Source organism: Clostridium perfringens ATCC 13124, assembly GCF_000013285.1.
In the GTDB taxonomy this organism is placed as follows: domain Bacteria; phylum Bacillota; class Clostridia; order Clostridiales; family Clostridiaceae; genus Sarcina; species Sarcina perfringens.
In genome coordinates, this window is the sequence record NC_008261.1 from 470829 (window position 1) to 488606 (window position 17778).

A 17778-nucleotide genomic window follows, 5' to 3' on the forward strand; every position below is an offset into this window, starting at 1 on the left:
TTTTTTATAGCGATTAAATAATTAAAAACTATATTTTTACGGAAAAAATATAGTTAATAAAAAAGAAATGGGGTCATTGTTTATGAAAGATTTATCAAGAAAAGATTTATTATTAGTAAGTTTAATGTTATTTTCATTATTTTTTGGAGCAGGGAATTTAATTTTTCCACCATTCTTAGGGCAAGCGGCTGGAAATGCTACTTGGATTACTATTTTAGGATTTTTTGTTACGGCAGTAGGATTTCCAGTACTAGGGGTAATTGCTGTGGCAAAATCAGGAGGATTACATGCATTAGCAAGTAGAGTAAATCCTGTCTTTGCAACGTTTTTCACAGTTCTTATCTATATTTCAATAGGACCTGGCTTAGGAATACCTAGAGCAGGAAGTCTTCCCTTTGAGATGGCAGTTGCGCCATTTTTACCAGAAGGACTTATATCTAATAATTTAGCATTATTTATATATACTTTTGTATTTTTCGCAGTTGCATATTGGCTATCTTTATCACCAGCAAAGTTAGTAGATAGAATGGGGAAAGTATTAACTCCAAGTTTACTTGTATTAATAGGATTAATTTTCGTAGCAAGTATTTTTAAACCTTTAGGAGCATATGGAGAGGTTACAGGAGTTTATAAAGAATCACCATTTATAAGTGGATTTTTAGATGGATATATGACTATGGATACAATAGCTGCCTTAAACTTTGGAATTGTAATAGCACTTGTAATAAAGTCTAAGGGAGTAAAAGAAGAAAAATTTGTTGTGAAAACCTCTGTAAAAGCAGGAATAATTGCTGGAGGATTATTAATAGTAATATATTCAATGCTTGCTCATCTTGGAGCAACTAGTGGTGGAAGATTTGGATTAACTGAAAATGGAGCACAAACTCTTAGTAATATAATCACTTATATTTTTGGAAAACCAGGAGCTATTTTGTTAGCAGTAATATTTACATTAGCTTGCTTAACAACTTGCGTAGGTCTTATTACGTCTTGTAGCCAATACTTTCAAACTTTGACTAAAAAAATAAATTATCTTTCTTGGGTTAGAATATTAACATTAACAAGTATGGTTTTAGCTAATATGGGATTAAATAAAATATTAGCAGTATCAGTTCCAGTTTTAAATGCAATTTATCCTATGGCAATAATGCTTATTGTCTTAGCAATGTTAGATAAATATATAAAAGGAAACTCAGTGGTTTATACTACAACCATAGCATTTACAACAATAGTTAGTGTTATTCATGCTTTAAGTGGTACAGGTATTAATATAGAATTTTTAAATAGAATTTTTGAAAATTTACCTTTCTATTCAGAGGGGTTAGGATGGGTATTACCAGCCCTATTTGGTTTAGGATTAGGACTAGTTTTAAAATCATTTCTTGAAAAGAATAAAGAAGAAGTTTTAGAAGTTAGTTAAATAAAATAGAGAATAATTCACTTTGTTTCGTAAATTTTTTCTTTAGATACAAATAATAAACTAGTATCGAATATTAATATTTAAACTTAAATGTATATAAAATAACAAATAGATATTAAAAAGCACAAAATATCATAAATTGCAAAAAGAGTAAATAAAACACTTTAAAAGAATTTTATTGGTGATATAATAAATTAAGCAAAATCACAAGCAATAATTTACAATGAAAAAATAATTTTGAACGGAGTGAATTCAGTGAATAAAAAGAACGGAAGAATTTATCAGGTAGCCTACAGAATTACTGCTATAATTCTTTTTGGGGCTTTAGCTGGAATTGGGGTTAACTTTTTCTTAACACCTGCACATATTTATTCATCAGGTGTTACAGGAGTATCACAGCTATTATCATCTATCGGTGGAGATTTTTTCAATATAAACATTGATATTTCAACATGGGTTTTAATTTTAAATCTACCACTTGCTTATTTATCCTATAGAAAATTAGGAAAGAAATTTACCCTTTATAGTTTTCTTTCTATAATTTCATTATCATTTTTTATAGGGGTTATTCCAACAAGAGCGGTTACTAATAACCAACTTTTAAATTCCATATTTGGAGGAGTTCTTATGGGAGCTGGAGTTGGAATGTGCTTTAGAGCAGGCTTCTCTACTGGAGGTACAGATATTATAGTTTTAGTTGTTCAAAAAATGACAGGAAAGTCAGTTGGTCAACTAGGATTTATAGTAAATGGAATAATATTATTAGTTGCAGGATTAGTTTATGGATGGGAATTAGCTTTATATAGCTTAGTTTCAATTTACGTAACTACTAAGGTTATAGACTTATTTTACATTCAACAATACAAGCTTACAGTAACAATTTATACTAAAAAAGAAAAAGAGGTTGTTGATAGTTTAATTAAGAGTCAAATGAGAGGAGTTACAATTGGTAGAAATCTTTATGGTGGATATACTAATGAACCATTAAGCTCAATTACCACAGTAATTTCAAAGCATGAATTATTAATTGTTAAGAAAAATGTTATGGATATAGACCCAGAAGCATTTGTAAATATACAACCAACTGTTGAGGTTATGGGAAACTTTTATGATAATTCATTAATATAATTAGGAAAAGAGTTGCATAAAAAACTAGAAAATAAGCTTTATTTACTAGTTTTTATGTGGCTCTTTTTTGTTTTAGTGTTTATTTAAATTGAACGATAATTTAGTAAGCTCAAATAATAATTATCTTAATTTAAAATATAAATACCCTCAAATTAATATTACTTTATTATTAAAGTAGATGAAATATCTAAGTGTTTTTTGAAAATAATTAGGTATTTATAAAAATAAATACTTTATTGACAAAAAATTCACTAAAAAGATATAATAGTCTTGTTACGTTTATAAACGTTTACAAAAATAAGGGGGAGATTTTATGAAAGAATCTAGAAAAAAACTTAACAGACTTATATCAACGGCAATTGTAAGTTGTATGGTTATGGGAGCTTCCTATGAGAATGTTTTGGCACTTGAAAATAAGAGTCAAAATAATTCTGAAAAGGTAGTGAAATATGACAACGAAGCTGAGTATATTAAAAACATTAGATTAAGATGGAAGGAGGATTTAGTAGGTAATTCTTCTTTAGATACAAGTAATGCTACAATATCTAAGAAGATAATAAGTTATACAAATAATACAGACAAATTAGTAGCAAAACTTAATATGGATCCTAACGCTCAATGGCTTTGGGAAGATTTAAAAGATTATAAACAAAATCCAGCTAGAATAACATCTATGTTCAATAACTTAGTAACAATGTCTATGGCATATAGCTTACCTAATAATAAGTATTACAAAAATGAAGATTTGAAAAATAAGATAATATATTCCTTAGACTGGATCAATAAAAATGCTTACAATGAGAATATTGACCAGTATGGCAACTGGTGGGATTGGATGATTGGAATACCAGCAAGATTAAATAATATTGTTGTTTTAATGTATGATGATTTAACTGAAGAACAAGTTAAAAATTATATGAATGCAATACAAAAATTCTTACCAAGTATTGAGCCTGGAAGTAAATATCATACAGGAGCAAATTTAGCAGATGTATGTATGAATAAGTTATTGCAAGGTGTCAATGAGAATGATCCAGAAAAAATTAAAGAAGCATCAGAGGATATAGTTGGAGTTTTTGATTATGTAACTAGTGGGGATGGATTCTATAAGGATGGTTCATATCTTCAACATGGAATGGTAGCATACACAGGTTCATATGGAAATGTTCTTATTGAGAAAATATCTAATATAATGTTTTTATTAGAAAAAACTCCATGGTCAATAAAATCTGAAAGTAAAGATAACGTTTATAAGTGGATTTTTGAGAGTTTCAATCCAATTATATATAAAGGATACGTTATGGACATGGTTAGAGGAAGAGCAATATCAAGATATAATGCTAATGGATACTTACAAGCATCTGGAATTATTGAAGGTATGATTAAAATTGGAATGATTTCTGATGGAGATAAGGCTAGTGAAATAAATGCTCTAGTTAAAAAATGGGCTACAGAAGCTAAGAGTGTATTAGATTTTGGAGCAAGATTTAAGTCAATTAATGTAATAGGTGAATTCTATGGAATTATGAATAATGACAATATAAAACCTTTAGAAGAAGGTGATAAGCATTATGCATTAAATAGTATGGACAAGACTGTTCATAAAAGAGAGAACTTCGCTTTAGGTATATCAAGAAGTTCAAGTAGAATTAGTAAATATGAATTCATGAACAAGGAAAATTTAACACCATGGTTCCAAGGGGATGGAATGACTTATTTATTCAATAATGATTTAAATCAATTCTCAGGAAATTTTTGGGCTACAGTAGATCCATATAGAATGCCAGGTACAACTGTAGACACTAGAAAAAGAGAACCAAAAGAAATATTACCAGGGTTAGATCCAGGAGCATCACAACAAAATGAAATTTATTATGAATTAGGAAAGAGTAATTGGTCTGGTGGAAGTAAGTTAGGAGCTTACGGAGTAGCTGGAATGGAAATAGATAATAAGTACGATTCCTTAAAAGCTAAGAAATCTTGGTTTATGTTTGATGATGAAATAGTTGCCTTAGGTTCAGGAATAACTAATCCAGAAGATTTTGAAACTGAAACAATAGTTGAAAATAGAAAGATAAAAAGTGATGGATCAAATAAATTTATAGTAGATGGAAAAGAAAGAGTAAGTAAATTAAAAGAAAAAGATAAAGTTGATAATGCAAAATGGGCTTACTTAGAAGGAAATGTAAGTGGATCAAATATAGGATATTATTTCCCAGAGGGAGCAAATATTAATTTAATAAAAGATGAAAGAGAAGGTAATTGGATTAATGTAAACTCTTCTAAACCAGAAGCAGATAAGGTGGTTAAAGATAATTACTTAACTATGTATATAGATCATGGAAAAGCTATAAAAGATCAAAAATATAGTTATGTATTATTACCAAATAAGACTGAGGATAAGGTAAAAGAATATTCTGAGAATCCAAATGTTGAAATTATTCAAAATGATGATGTAGCTCATAGTGTTAAGCATAAAAAATTAAATATTGAAGCAGCTAACTTCTGGAAAGAGGGAAAAAATACTGCTGGAAATATAACATCAACAGGAAAATCATCTATAATAATAAAAGAAAATAAAGATAATACCTTAAGCATAGCTGTGTCAGATCCAACTTTCTTAGAAAAAAATCTTTCTATAGAAATAAATAAACCAGCAATGGAAGTAATAAAATCAGATAAAAGAATATCAAATATAAATTTAGAAAATGGAAAAATAAAATTTGATGCAAACACAGAAAACCTTTCAGGGGCACCTTTAGAGCTTCTTGTAAAATTAGGCGACAAAAATAATGGAAACAATGAAAATAATAATGAAATTAAAAATGAAGCTCCTGTAATAGAAGGAGAAGATGCTAATTTATTTGTAGGAGATAAGTGGGATAAATCTCTTCACAAACTTAAGGCTAAAGATAAGGAGGATGGAGATTTAACTAAAAATATTAAGATTAAGGATAATCAAATTCCTTTAAATGATCAATTTGAAGTTACAAAGCCTGGGACATATCCAGTTACTTTTGAAGTAAGTGATAATAATGGGAAAAAAGCAGAGAAAAAGCTTAATGTTTTAGTTAAAGAAAAGGAAGAGAACAAGCCAGAAAATAAACCGGAAAATCAAGAGAATAAACCAGAGATTAAACCAGAGGATCAAGAAAATCAATCAACAAAACCAGAAAGTGAAGAAAATAAAGGGGAAAATCCACAAGCAAATAATAATACTGAAAAGCTACCTAACACTGGAGGAGCAAGTAATCTAAGCCTTGGAGCAATAGGTGTTCTTCTAGCTACTGTTGGAACAATGTTTACTAAGAAAAGAAAAAAATAATTTATAGTGATTAAAGGCGTTGACAATATAAGTAAGGAATTATATAATTAACGTAAGGTTGGTAAACCAGTTTATATAAAACGTTTTAACAATAGGAGGAGAGTTTATGAGGAATAGATATGCTAATAACCCAAAGGATTCAAAAAGATATGATACTGAGGAATTAAGAGAAAATTACTTAGTTAAAGACATATTTAAAGATGATCAAATAGAACTTGTATATAGTCATGTAGATAGAATAATTTTCGGAGGAATAAAACCGGTTTACAAAGAATTAAAATTAGAAGCCGGCAAAGAGATGGGGGTTGATTATTTCTTAGAAAGAAGAGAGCTAGGAATAATCAATATAGGCGGAAAAGCTATCGTAACTATTGACGGAACTGAGTATGAATTAAAAGAAAAAGATGGTTTATATGTTGGAAAAGGAAATAAAGAAGTAAGCTTTAAATCGGTAAATCCAGAAGAACCAGCAAAGTTATATGTTAACTCAGTACCAGCTCATAAGGAATATGAAACCGTTAAGATTGATATAGAAAAGGCTAATCCAGTTAGATTAGGAGACAACAAAACATTAAACAAGAGAACAATATATCAATATGTACATCCAAATGTATGTGAAAGTTGTCAATTATTAATGGGATTAACAATGTTAGAACCAGGAAATGCTTGGAACACAATGCCTTGCCATACACATGAAAGAAGAATGGAAGTTTACTTCTACTTCGATATGGACGAAGACACAAGAGTATTCCACTTAATGGGAGAACCTACAGAAACAAGACATTTAGTTGTTAAGAATGAAGAGTGTGTAATATCACCAAGTTGGTCAATACATTCTGGAGTAGGTACAAGCAATTACACATTTATATGGGGTATGTGTGGAGAAAATAAAACTTTTGATGATATGGATCATATCTCAATGGATATTTTAAGATAAAAGGAGAGGATTAAGATGAATATGGAGAAATTTTCTTTAGACTTTTTTAAATTAGATGGTAAAGTAGCTATAGTAACTGGTGGAAACACTGGATTAGGAATGGCTTATGTAGAAGCTCTTGCAGCAGCAGGTGCTGATGTTTTAGTAACAACTTTTGATAACAATACTGAAGAGGTAAAAAATATTGTTGAATCATTAGGAAGAAAAATTGTATTTGTACAAGGAGATTTAACTAAAAAAGAAACAAGAGATAAGGTTGTATCAACTTGTTTAGAGGAATTTGGAAAAATAGATATATTAGTAAATAATGCAGGAACAATAAGAAGAGCACCATTACTTGAGTACAAAGATGAAGATTGGCAAGCTGTAATGGATATAAACTTAAATTCAGTTTACTATTTATCACAAGCAGTTGCTAAAGTAATGGCTAAGCAAGGATATGGTAAGATTATAAACATAGCATCTATGTTATCATTCCAAGGTGGAAAATTTGTTCCTCCATACACTGCAAGTAAACATGGAGTTGCAGGAATAACAAAGGCATTTGCTAATGAATTAGCAGATTTAAATATACAAGTAAATGCTATTGCACCTGGATATATAAAAACTGCTAACACTGCACCAATTAGAGCAGATAAAGCTAGAAACCAAGAAATTCTTTCAAGAATACCAGCAGGTAGATGGGGAGAAGTTTCAGATTTAATGGGAACAGTTGTATTCTTATCAAGTAAAGCATCTGATTACTTAAATGGACACATATTAGCTATAGACGGTGGGTGGTTAGTGAGATGATAAAGAAAATAAAAACATTAACAAATTTAATAAATGAAGCTTTTGTATTGGTTCTTAGAACCAATACAAAAGATGAAGGTATAGAAACTGCAAAGGCTGCAATAAAGGGAGGATGTAATATTATAGAGGTTACATTTACTATTCCAAATGCAGATAAGGTGATTGAAGAGCTTATTAAAGATAAGAATGAAGAAGTAGTTATTGGAGCAGGTACTGTTTTAGATGCTGAAACAGCTAGAATTGCAATACTTGCAGGTGCAGAATTTATTGTTAGTCCAAGCTTTGATAAAGAAACAGCTACACTATGTAATAGATATGGAATTCCTTATATTCCAGGATGTTTTACACCAAGAGAAATTAAGGAAGCTAGAGAATGTGGATCAGACGTAATAAAATTATTCCCAGGATCAGCTTTCAAGCCAACTATAGTAAAAGATTTAAAGGCTCCTATAAAAGGTATTGCAGTAATGGCATCTGGTGGAGTTAGCTTTGAAAATATGGATGAATGGTTTAATAATAGTTGCGATATAGTTAGTATTGGAAGTGCTATTATAAAACTAAAAGATCCTGCAAAAATAGAGGCAGAAACTAGAAAATATATAGAGCGTGTTAAAAAATTACGTATGCAACGAGGTTAGAGAATGAAGAAAGTTTTAGTATTGGGAGAAATGTTAATGAGGCTAACTCCTCCAAACAACAATAAAATAGGACAAGCAAATAGCTTTAATGTGTGTTTTGGTGGAGCCGAAGTAAATGTGGCAGTAGGATTAAGTAATTTAGGAATTGAAACTAGAGTATTAACAGCTTTACCTGATAATGAAATTGGAAACTTTGCGAAATCTTTTTTGAAATCACAATATGTTGATTGTGATTTCATAATTTCAAAAGGGGATAGGCTTGGACTATACTATTATGAGGAAGGATGTTCTGCTAGAAAAGCTAAGGTTGTTTATGATAGGAAACATTCTTCAATTACTGAGTTACAATATGAAGATATAGATGTTGAAAGCTTATTTAAAGATGTTGAGTTATTACATATATCTGGAATAACTTTTGGTTTATCTGAAGAAGTAAGTGAAGTTGCCCTTAAATTAGTTAATGAGGCTAAAAAAAGAGGTATAAAGATAAGTGTTGATTTAAACTATAGATCAAAATTGTTTGAAAGTTATGAGGAGTTTGTTAGAATAATGAAGCCTGTAGTCCAAGATGCCTATTTATGCTTTGGTTGGTTAAATAGAGAGGATGAGCCTTTTAAGGTTTTAGATGCATCAACTACAGAACTTTCAGATGAGGATTTTATTGAAAGATTTAGATATACAATTGAAGATTTAAAAGTTAAAAATATAGTAACTACCTTAAGGTCTGGAACACCATATAATTATCATACTTTACAAGGCGTGTTTTATGATGGGGAAAGAGTATATAAATCCTCAAAATATGATTTTAGTATGATTTCAAGAATTGGTGGAGGAGATGCTTTTGCCGCAGGGGTTATAAGAACTCTAATTGAAAATAAAGGGGAGGACTTATCCCATGTTATAGAGTTTGGAACAGCTGCTGCAGTATTAAAACAAACTCAGCTTGGAGATGTAAGTATTTCTTCAAAGGAAGAGGTTTTAGATCTAATTAATAATAAGAATTTAGGTAGTGTAAATAGATAAATTTTCTATAAATGTAATTAAATATTATTGAAGTATAAATGTTGTAAAAAAACTATAAAAAGAAAAAGAAAACGTTGACAATAATATTTTAGGATAATATAATAAAAATATAAGTTAGTAAAACAGTTTATGTAAAACGTTTTAATAAAAGGTGGGAGGAAATTATGAGAACTAGATATGCTAATAATCCAAGGGACTCAAAAAGATATGATACTGAGGAATTAAGAGAAAATTACTTAGTTGAAGACATATTTAAAGATGATCAAATAGAACTTGTATATAGTCATGTAGATAGAATAATTTTCGGAGGAATAAAACCGGTTTATAAAGAGCTTAAATTAGAAGCTGGTAAAGAGATGGGTGTTGATTATTTCTTAGAAAGAAGAGAGCTAGGAATAATTAATATAGGCGGAAAAGCTATCGTAACTATTGATGGAACTGAGTATGAATTAAAAGAAAAAGATGGTTTGTATGTTGGAAAAGGAAATAAAGAAGTAAGCTTTAAATCAGTAAATCCAGAAGAACCAGCAAAGTTATATGTTAACTCAGTACCAGCTCATAAGGAATATGAAACCGTTAAGATTGATATAGAAAAGGCTAATCCAGTTAGATTAGGAGACAACAAAACATTAAACAAGAGAACAATATATCAATATGTACATCCAAATGTATGTGAAAGTTGTCAATTATTAATGGGACTAACAATGTTAGAACCAGGAAATGCTTGGAACACAATGCCTTGCCATACACATGAAAGAAGAATGGAAGTTTACTTCTACTTCGATATGGACGAAGACACAAGAGTATTCCACCTAATGGGAGAACCTACAGAAACAAGACATTTAGTTGTTAAGAATGAAGAGTGTGTAATATCACCAAGTTGGTCAATACATTCTGGAGTAGGTACAAGCAATTACACATTTATATGGGGTATGTGTGGAGAAAATAAAACTTTTGATGATATGGATAATATTCCAATGGATGTCTTAAGATAATTTGAGAGGGGTATTTATGATTAAGGAAATAAGAGTTGAAGAGATTGCAAAGAAAGATGAATTTCTGAAAACTAAGTTATTAACTAGAGCTGAGGTTAAAAATGCTATTGATTTAGTTATAAAACAAATAGATGCTAATATGGAATATTTCAAAGAAAAATTTCCATCATCAGCAACAAAAAATAATCAGTATGGAATTATAGAAAATATAGAGTGGACTGATGGATTCTGGACAGGCTTATTATGGCTTGCTTATGAGTACACAGGAGATGAAAAATATAGAGAGTTAGCAGATAAAAATGTTGCATCTTTTAAAAACAGAGTGGAAAAAGATATAGAATTAGATCATCATGATTTAGGATTCTTATATTCATTAGCTACAGTAAGTGGTTATAAATTAACAGGCTCTGAGGATGCAAGAGAAGCTTCAATAAAAGCTGCAAATAAACTTATTTCTAGATACCAAGAAAAAGGTGAGTTTATTCAAGCTTGGGGAGAGCTAGGTAGCAAAGATCACTACAGATTTATAATAGATTGTTTATTAAATATACCATTATTATACTGGGCTAGTGATGAAACAGGAGATGCAAAGTATAGAAACATAGCAAATAAACATTTTGTTACATCTTGTAATAATGTTATAAGAGATGATGCATCTGCATTCCATACATTCTATATGGATAATGAAACTGGAAAACCTTTAAGAGGAGTTACTAGACAAGGATATAGTGATGATTCAGCTTGGGCTAGAGGACAAGCTTGGGGAGTTTATGGTATTCCATTAAATTATAGATATACAAGAAATGAAAGTTGTTTTAATCTTTATGAGGGGATGACTAATTATTTCTTAAATAGATTACCTAAGGATAACGTTTGTTATTGGGATTTGATTTTCAATGATGGTGATGATCATTCAAAGGATTCTTCAGCAGCAGCAATAGCTGTTTGTGGTATGCATGAAATGAATAAATATTTACCAGAAGTTGACGAAAATAAAGAAGTATATAAATATGCAATGCATAATATTTTAAGATCATTAATGGAAAATTATATGAATCCTGAAATAGAACCTGGAAAACCGGTTTTATTACATGGAGTATATTCATGGCATTCAGGAAAAGGTGTAGATGAAGGAAACATATGGGGAGATTATTTCTTCTTAGAAGCCTTAATAAGATTTTATAAAGATTGGAACCTTTATTGGTAAAAAGGAGTGTTGAAAAATGGGCGTAAATATTGAAATGATGAGAATTGATGAAAGATTAATTCATGGACAAGGACAAATGTGGTTAAATTCATTAGGAGTTAATACTGTAATAGTTGCAAACGATATTGCTAGTGAAGATAAAATACAACAAACATTAATGAAAACTGTTGTACCAAAATCAATAGCTATGAGATTTTTCTCAATACAAAAAACTTGTGAGTTAATACACAAAGCATCACCACAACAAAAAATCTTCTTAGTTTGTAAAACTCCAGAGGATGCATTAAAACTAATTGCAGGTGGAGTACCAGTTAAAGAAATAAACATAGGAAATATACACAATGCTGAAGGTAAAGAGCAAGTTACTCGTTCAATTTTCTTAGGAAAAGAAGATAAAGATGCATTAAGAGAATTATCAGAAAAGTATAATGTTAAGTTTAATACAAAAACAACACCTAGAGGTGACGATGGAGCAATGCAAGTAGATATAACTAAATATCTATAGTAAATAAATTTAATAAGGGTTATTAGAAAAAGCGGAGGTAATATTATATGGAAATTACATTAATTCAATGTATTTTAATAGGGTTATGGACAGCCTTTTGTTTAGCAGGTATGTTACTTGGACTTTATACAAACCGTTGTATTATCCTAGCTTTTGGAGTTGGAATAATTTTAGGTGATATTCCAACTGCATTAGCTATGGGGGCGGTTTCAGAAATAGCTTTCATGGGCTTTGGAGTAGGAGCTGGTGGAACAGTGCCACCAAACCCAATGGGACCAGGAATTATAGGTACATTAATGGCAATTACTATGAAAGGTCAAGGAATGGATCCAGCAACTGCACTTGCTTTATCATTTCCATTCGCAGTAGCTTTCCAATTCTTAATTACAGCAACTTATACATTTGCAACAGGTTTAACTCAATTTGCAAATAAGGGTATTGAAGAAGGAAACTGGATTAAATTTAAAATAGGTGCTAATGCAACTATTTGGGTATTCGCTATAGTAGGATTTATTATTGGATTTGCAGGAGCATTTAGTACAACTGGATTACAAGCAGCAGTAGAAATGATACCAGCTTGGTTAATAGGTGGATTATCAGTAGCGGGTAAAATGTTACCAGCAATAGGATTTGCAATGATATTATCAATAATGGCAAAAACAGAACTTATACCATTTGTATTATTAGGATATGTATGTATAGGATACTTAAACTTACCAGTAATGGGAGTAGCTTTTGTAGGAGCAATATTCGCTTTAATAGAACATTTCAGAGGAAATAATTCTAACAATTCAAGCGATAGTAATGATGAGGAGGTTGTATTTGAAGGTGGAATCTAGAGTATTAACCAAAAGTGATTATATAAAAACATCTCTTAGAGCATTCTTTTTACAGAATGGATTTAACTATGGTAACTATCAAGGATTAGGATATGCAAATATACTATATCCTGCTTTAAAGAAAATTTATAGAAATAATGAAGAAGGCTTTAAGAAAGCATTAGGTGAAAACGTAGAATTCTTTAACTCTAACCCTCACTTTCTTCCTTTCATCACAAGTTTACATTTAGTAATGCTTGACTCAGGAAGATCATCTGAAGAGGCTAGAACAATAAAACTTGCATTAATGGGACCTCTAGCAGGAATAGGTGATTCACTTTCACAATTCTGTTTAGCACCATTATTCTCAACAATAGCAGCTAGTTTAGCTCAAGATGGTTTAATAGCTGGACCAATATTATTCTTTGTAGCTATGAACGCTATATTATTAACAATTAAATTATTAACAGGTATATATGGTTATAAATTAGGAACTAGTATTATAGATGTTTTAAGTGAAAAAATGGCTCAAATCTCTGCTGTAGCTAGTATGATCGGTGTTACTGTTATATCAGGATTAGCAGTTTCTTTCACAAAAATACAAATTGCTTATAAATACACAGCTCAAATGCCAGATGGAGCTGAAAAAGTTGTATCAATACAAGAAATGTTAGATAAAATAGCACCAGCTCTTTTACCAGCATTATATACAATACTTATATTCTACCTTATAAAGAAACGTAAATGGACAACTTACCATTTAGTTATCTTAACAATAGTAGTAGGTATTTTAGGATCAGTTTTAAAAATTTTAGCTTAGTAAATGTGTAGAGGGTAGTATTTTAAAATACTACTCTCTAAAATAAATTAAGATTAGGAGTATTAAGAGATGAAAATATTAGTAGTAGGACATGGAGAATATTCAACTGGGATAAAATCAGTAATAAAATTACTAACTGGAGTAGAAGAAAATATTGATGCAATAAATTTAAATGGAGAATTAACTCATGATGAGTTTACTGTTAAAGTTAAAAACTACATAGAAGATAATAATGATCTAATTGTTTTTGCAGATATAACAGGGGGAGCACCTTTCCAAATAACATCAAGAGAAATATTATTAAATGAAAAATCAGAAAATCAATATGTTGTTGGTGGAGTTTCAGTAGCTTGTATTTTAGAAGTTGTTATGAATACATTAGTATTAGAAAACAATGAAAATCATAGAGGAGTTATTGAAGAAGCTTTAAATAAATTACCTGAAATGTCATCAGTTATTTGTAGAAAGGACTTAGTTGGTTAACTATGAATGATAGAGTGCTTTGGTTAATAATATTAGTACTGGCTACATATACTATTATAATATCTTTTGTTTCACCAATGATACACAAAAAAAGAATGAAAGAGCAAGAAAAGGCTAGAGACATTTATTTATCAAAATTAAAACCAGGAGACAAGGTTATTATTATATCAGGCATATATGGGATAATTAAAGGAATAAACAATAATATAGTTAAATTAGAAATTTCAAAGGGCGTTATAATAGAAATCGATAAAGAAAGTATTATGGGCGTTTTAAATTAAAAGCAGAATATTTAATAAAAATAATACTTATTAGAGTAAGTGGCATAAATGCCGAATTTCATGGATAATAAAATATTAATTTGAAAAGAAGACTACTTAATATAAGTGGTCTTTATTTTATTTATAAGGTGGAGATATTATGAGTAATTATTCTAATAAAATAGAGGGATTAAAAGCAAAGGTTAATGAGTATATGCAAGTATATGATGCTGAGTTTGTAAGGTATTATATAAATCATAATTGTAAGAATGAAGTAGATAAAAAGTTAATAGGTTCTAATTTAATTCTTAATAATTCTTTTATATTTGATGATGAATGGGATATGGAACAATGTAAAATTCCATATTTAAATAGAGATTTAGATTGGAACTTTACTCCTAATGGAGATGAGGAATGGGTATTTATGCTTAATAGACATGAATACTTTGAAAAATTAATTGCAGCCTATTATTTTAGTAATGATGAAAAATATTTAGATAAGTTAAAGGAATTAATATTTAATTGGATTGAAAAGAATGAAATAAAGGAGTGTGGAGGACCAACAATAAGAACAATAGATACTGGAATAAGATGTTTTAGTTGGATGAAGTCTCTTTTACACTTGATTCATGAAAATAAATTAGAAGATGAAGAAATATTAAAAATAATTTCTAGTATAAAAGAACAATTAGAGTATTTGAAAAAATCTTATATTGATAAATATGTTCTTAGCAATTGGGGAGTATTACAGACAACAGCAATAATTACTTGCTCACTATGGTTAAAAGAATTTATTGAGGATGAGGAATTATATAAGTGGGCACTTGAGGAACTATACAGGGAAATAAATCTTCAAGTTTTAGAAGATGGTTCACATTGGGAGCAGTCTGTAATGTATCATATTGAAGTACTAAATTGTTCTATGGCAACTATACACTATGTTAAGTATTTTAATGTTGATTTAGATGAGGAGTTCTTAGAAAAAATACATTCTATGGCTAAATATTTAGTTTACTGTGGAGATTCAAATTCAATTCAAGTTGCTCAAGGGGACAGTGACAGAAGTGATATTAGAGATGTTCTTCTTAGGGCATCTATATTATTTAATGATCCTCATTTAAAATTTAGAGCATATGAAACTATGGATTTAACCAGTATATTATTGTTTGGAAGAGATGGATTTTTAAAATATACAAATATGGATGCAGAGGAAATTACAAAGCTTAATAAGTCCTTTATAGACTCTGGTAATATTTATATAAGAAGTGGATGGGACAAAGAGGCAAGTTTTACTTATTTACAAAATGGTACTCTTGGAAGTGGACATGGACATTCAGATTTATGCCATTTTTCAATTCATTATGGTGGAGAACCATTTTTAATAGATTCAGGTAGGTATACCTATGTTGAAAGTGATCTTTTAAGGGAATATTTAAAATCTGTTAAGGCTCATAATGTATCTGTAATTGATGATTCTCCTTTTGCTATTCCTAAGAATTCATGGAAATATAATAAATATCCAGATGTTATGAAAAATTATTTTAATGAAAAAGATAATATAGCTTATGCTGAAATGGCTTATTTAGCAACTTTAAGTGATGGAACACCATATACGGTTATTAGAAAGGTGTTAGTTATATCTCCAGATATATGGGTAATAGTTAATGATATAAGATGTAGTGGAAAGCATATATGCAAAAATTATTATAATTTAGATTATAAGGTTAAGGTGATTAAAGAAGAGGGTTATTTTAGATGTGTAAATAAAGAAAGTGAAATTAAGATTTATAATAACAATGTAGATAAGAAATATATAGAAAATACTTTAATTTCAACAAATTATAATAGTATAAATAATAGTAAAAAGATAGTAACACAAGGTACTTTTGAAAATAATTTTGTGAACTATGATATAATTTTAGGGCAGAATTTAAAAAGTATAGAAATAAAGGATCCTAGTATTGTACAATATAATTCAAAAGAAAAGATTGATACAAGTGTGGCAATAACTAAAGAATTTGTAATAAACGAAAATGAGAGTTATACTGTTATAATATTTAATAAAGAAACATTTAAAGGGGCTAAGGTATATATGTATGACGATTTGGCTTTATATGGTAAGGTTATTGTTGTGCATAGAGTTAAAGACAAGAGAGAAATAATTCGTTTGAAAGCATAAGATAAATAACTATTTTTTATAAGGAGGTAAATTGTGGTAAATGAAGGCGCTAAGTTAACCATAAATGATATTGCTAAAAAAGCTAAAACTTCAAAAACTACGGTATCATTTTATTTAAATGGTAAATTTGATAAAATGTCCCCGGATACAAAAAGAAGAATAGAACAGGTTATTGAAGAAACAAATTATAGTCCAAACATAATGGCAAGAAGTTTAAAATTAAAAAAATCAAATTTAATAGGTGTTGTAGTTGCAGATATAACAAATCCTTTTAGTAGTAATATAGTTAAAGGAATTGGGGAGATTACTAGAAGAAAGGGTTATCAAATATTAGTAGGTAGCACTAATTTAGATTATTACAATGAAGAAGAGTATTTTAAAAAGATGCTAGATATGGGGGTTGATGGCTTTATAGTTCAACCTACTAAAAATTTTGACAAGTTATATCCAGCAATAAAAAATAAGGGTAAGAAAATCGTAGTATTAGATAGTGTTTCTTCAAGGTACACTGGAAAATGGGTGAAAACCAATAACTACGAAATAGTCTATGAAGCAGTTTTAAAGTTAGCTGAAAAGGGATATGAAGAGTTTATTTTAGTAACAGAAGCTCCAGATAAATTAGCAGCAAGAATGGAAAGAAAAACTGGTTTTGAAGATGCTGTAAATAAGATAAATTGCAAAAGTTTTATTGAAATTATAAATGAAAATACAGAGGTTGATGAAATTGCTGAGATGCTTAAAATAAATATAAGCAATAATAAGAAAACTGTTATATTTGCTATAAATGGTAAAATACTTCAAAAGGTTTTTAAGGCTGTAAAAATGGAAGGATTTGATGTTCCAAATCATGTTGGAATAATTGGATTCGATAAATGGGATTGGACAATGTATGCAAGTCCATCTGTAACTACAATAGATCAACCAACTTATGAAGAGGGAAAATATGCTGCTAAAATGCTTATTGAAATGATTGAGGAAAATGATGATTTTTATAAATCAGAGGTATTTGATTGTAATATAAACTGGGAAGAATCAACTGATTTATAATTAATTTTATAATTTGTGGGAATGATTAACTTGTAATAATAAACATATGATGATAAAGGAAAGAATTTTTTAGGTTAACTATAAGAGTTCTTAGAAAAACATAAGAAGTTTAATTACATGGTTATAGATAACAAATATATTCAAATGAAATCTCTCTTATATAAATTAAGTTGTGAAGGATTAATTTAGTTAAATTAACTA

General features: G+C 29.4%; 16 protein-coding genes. All 16 read left to right on the forward strand.

Translation table 11 applies throughout. The features are described 5' to 3' along the window. Positions 1 to 82 precede the first annotated feature (82 nt). The 16 genes from brnQ to CPF_RS02045 all read left to right on the forward strand — a co-directional run bounded on the left by brnQ (position 83) and on the right by CPF_RS02045 (position 17577). Entirely contained in the window at positions 83 to 1420 is a 1338-nt protein-coding gene (gene brnQ / locus CPF_RS01970) for a branched-chain amino acid transport system II carrier protein (protein WP_003478897.1), read from the forward strand. 255 nt (positions 1421 to 1675) lie between these two features. Continuing rightward, a complete protein-coding gene (locus CPF_RS01975; protein WP_003455426.1) occupies positions 1676 to 2548 on the forward strand; it encodes a YitT family protein in 873 nt (290 codons plus the stop codon). A 313-nt stretch (positions 2549 to 2861) separates the two neighbouring features. Beyond that, positions 2862 to 5873 carry a polysaccharide lyase 8 family protein gene (locus tag CPF_RS01980; protein WP_003455341.1) on the forward strand — a complete coding sequence of 1004 codons (3012 nt, stop codon included), beginning with the start codon at positions 2862 to 2864 and terminating at the stop codon, positions 5871 to 5873. Positions 5874 to 5979: 106 nt separating this feature from the next. Then, entirely contained in the window at positions 5980 to 6810 is an 831-nt protein-coding gene (gene kduI / locus CPF_RS01985) for a 5-dehydro-4-deoxy-D-glucuronate isomerase (protein ID WP_003455501.1), read from the forward strand. 15 nt (positions 6811 to 6825) lie between these two features. Next, entirely contained in the window at positions 6826 to 7602 is a 777-nt protein-coding gene (kduD, locus tag CPF_RS01990) for a 2-dehydro-3-deoxy-D-gluconate 5-dehydrogenase KduD (protein WP_003455308.1), read from the forward strand. Continuing rightward, complete coding sequence (locus CPF_RS01995) at positions 7599 to 8240, forward strand: bifunctional 2-keto-4-hydroxyglutarate aldolase/2-keto-3-deoxy-6-phosphogluconate aldolase (RefSeq protein WP_011590177.1); 642 nt, start codon at positions 7599 to 7601, stop codon at positions 8238 to 8240. Before kduD ends, CPF_RS01995 begins: the two co-directional genes overlap by 4 nt. A gap of 3 nt (positions 8241 to 8243) precedes the next feature. Then, on the forward strand, positions 8244 to 9263 hold the full coding sequence (locus CPF_RS02000; protein ID WP_003455275.1) for a sugar kinase: 1020 nt from the start codon (positions 8244 to 8246) through the stop codon (positions 9261 to 9263). A gap of 164 nt (positions 9264 to 9427) precedes the next feature. After that, positions 9428 to 10258, forward strand: coding sequence for a 5-dehydro-4-deoxy-D-glucuronate isomerase (kduI, locus tag CPF_RS02005; RefSeq protein ID WP_003455313.1), 831 nt, complete (start codon positions 9428 to 9430; stop codon positions 10256 to 10258). A gap of 16 nt (positions 10259 to 10274) precedes the next feature. Beyond that, positions 10275 to 11465, forward strand: coding sequence for a glycoside hydrolase family 88 protein (locus CPF_RS02010; protein WP_003455311.1), 1191 nt, complete (start codon positions 10275 to 10277; stop codon positions 11463 to 11465). Positions 11466 to 11481: 16 nt separating this feature from the next. Then, a complete protein-coding gene (locus CPF_RS02015) occupies positions 11482 to 11970 on the forward strand; it encodes a PTS sugar transporter subunit IIB (protein ID WP_003455664.1) in 489 nt (162 codons plus the stop codon). Positions 11971 to 12017: 47 nt separating this feature from the next. Continuing rightward, the gene (locus CPF_RS02020; protein WP_003455334.1) at positions 12018 to 12809 is read left to right on the forward strand and encodes a PTS mannose/fructose/sorbose/N-acetylgalactosamine transporter subunit IIC; all 792 of its coding nucleotides are present in this window, start codon (positions 12018 to 12020) and stop codon (positions 12807 to 12809) included. Next, complete coding sequence (locus CPF_RS02025) at positions 12799 to 13608, forward strand: PTS system mannose/fructose/sorbose family transporter subunit IID (RefSeq protein WP_011590178.1); 810 nt, start codon at positions 12799 to 12801, stop codon at positions 13606 to 13608. Before CPF_RS02020 ends, CPF_RS02025 begins: the two co-directional genes overlap by 11 nt. 69 nt (positions 13609 to 13677) lie before the next feature. Continuing rightward, on the forward strand, positions 13678 to 14091 hold the full coding sequence (locus CPF_RS02030) for a PTS sugar transporter subunit IIA (RefSeq protein WP_003455482.1): 414 nt from the start codon (positions 13678 to 13680) through the stop codon (positions 14089 to 14091). A 2-nt stretch (positions 14092 to 14093) separates the two neighbouring features. Beyond that, complete coding sequence (yajC, locus tag CPF_RS02035; protein ID WP_003455254.1) at positions 14094 to 14372, forward strand: preprotein translocase subunit YajC; 279 nt, start codon at positions 14094 to 14096, stop codon at positions 14370 to 14372. Positions 14373 to 14511: 139 nt separating this feature from the next. Next, positions 14512 to 16530 (forward strand): heparinase II/III family protein, encoded by a 2019-nt coding sequence (locus CPF_RS02040; protein ID WP_003455377.1) that lies wholly within the window; start codon positions 14512 to 14514, stop codon positions 16528 to 16530. A gap of 33 nt (positions 16531 to 16563) precedes the next feature. Next, positions 16564 to 17577: a LacI family DNA-binding transcriptional regulator gene (locus CPF_RS02045; RefSeq protein ID WP_003455628.1), complete on the forward strand. Its 1014-nt coding sequence runs from the start codon at positions 16564 to 16566 to the stop codon at positions 17575 to 17577. Positions 17578 to 17778 lie beyond the last annotated feature (201 nt).

Bases quoted from the DNA above. Each gene is read 5' to 3' on its own strand.
- brnQ (WP_003478897.1), top strand. From the start codon at position 83: ATGAAAGATTTATCAAGAAAAGATTTATTATTAGTAAGTTTAATGTTA.
- CPF_RS01980 (WP_003455341.1), top strand. From the start codon at position 2,862: ATGAAAGAATCTAGAAAAAAACTTAACAGACTTATATCAACGGCAATT.
- kduI (WP_003455501.1), top strand. From the start codon at position 5,980: ATGAGGAATAGATATGCTAATAACCCAAAGGATTCAAAAAGATATGAT.
- kduD (WP_003455308.1), top strand. From the start codon at position 6,826: ATGAATATGGAGAAATTTTCTTTAGACTTTTTTAAATTAGATGGTAAA.
- CPF_RS01995 (WP_011590177.1), top strand. From the start codon at position 7,599: ATGATAAAGAAAATAAAAACATTAACAAATTTAATAAATGAAGCTTTT.
- CPF_RS02000 (WP_003455275.1), top strand. From the start codon at position 8,244: ATGAAGAAAGTTTTAGTATTGGGAGAAATGTTAATGAGGCTAACTCCT.
- kduI (WP_003455313.1), top strand. From the start codon at position 9,428: ATGAGAACTAGATATGCTAATAATCCAAGGGACTCAAAAAGATATGAT.
- CPF_RS02010 (WP_003455311.1), top strand. From the start codon at position 10,275: ATGATTAAGGAAATAAGAGTTGAAGAGATTGCAAAGAAAGATGAATTT.
- CPF_RS02015 (WP_003455664.1), top strand. From the start codon at position 11,482: ATGGGCGTAAATATTGAAATGATGAGAATTGATGAAAGATTAATTCAT.
- CPF_RS02020 (WP_003455334.1), top strand. From the start codon at position 12,018: ATGGAAATTACATTAATTCAATGTATTTTAATAGGGTTATGGACAGCC.
- CPF_RS02030 (WP_003455482.1), top strand. From the start codon at position 13,678: ATGAAAATATTAGTAGTAGGACATGGAGAATATTCAACTGGGATAAAA.
- yajC (WP_003455254.1), top strand. From the start codon at position 14,094: ATGAATGATAGAGTGCTTTGGTTAATAATATTAGTACTGGCTACATAT.
- CPF_RS02040 (WP_003455377.1), top strand. From the start codon at position 14,512: ATGAGTAATTATTCTAATAAAATAGAGGGATTAAAAGCAAAGGTTAAT.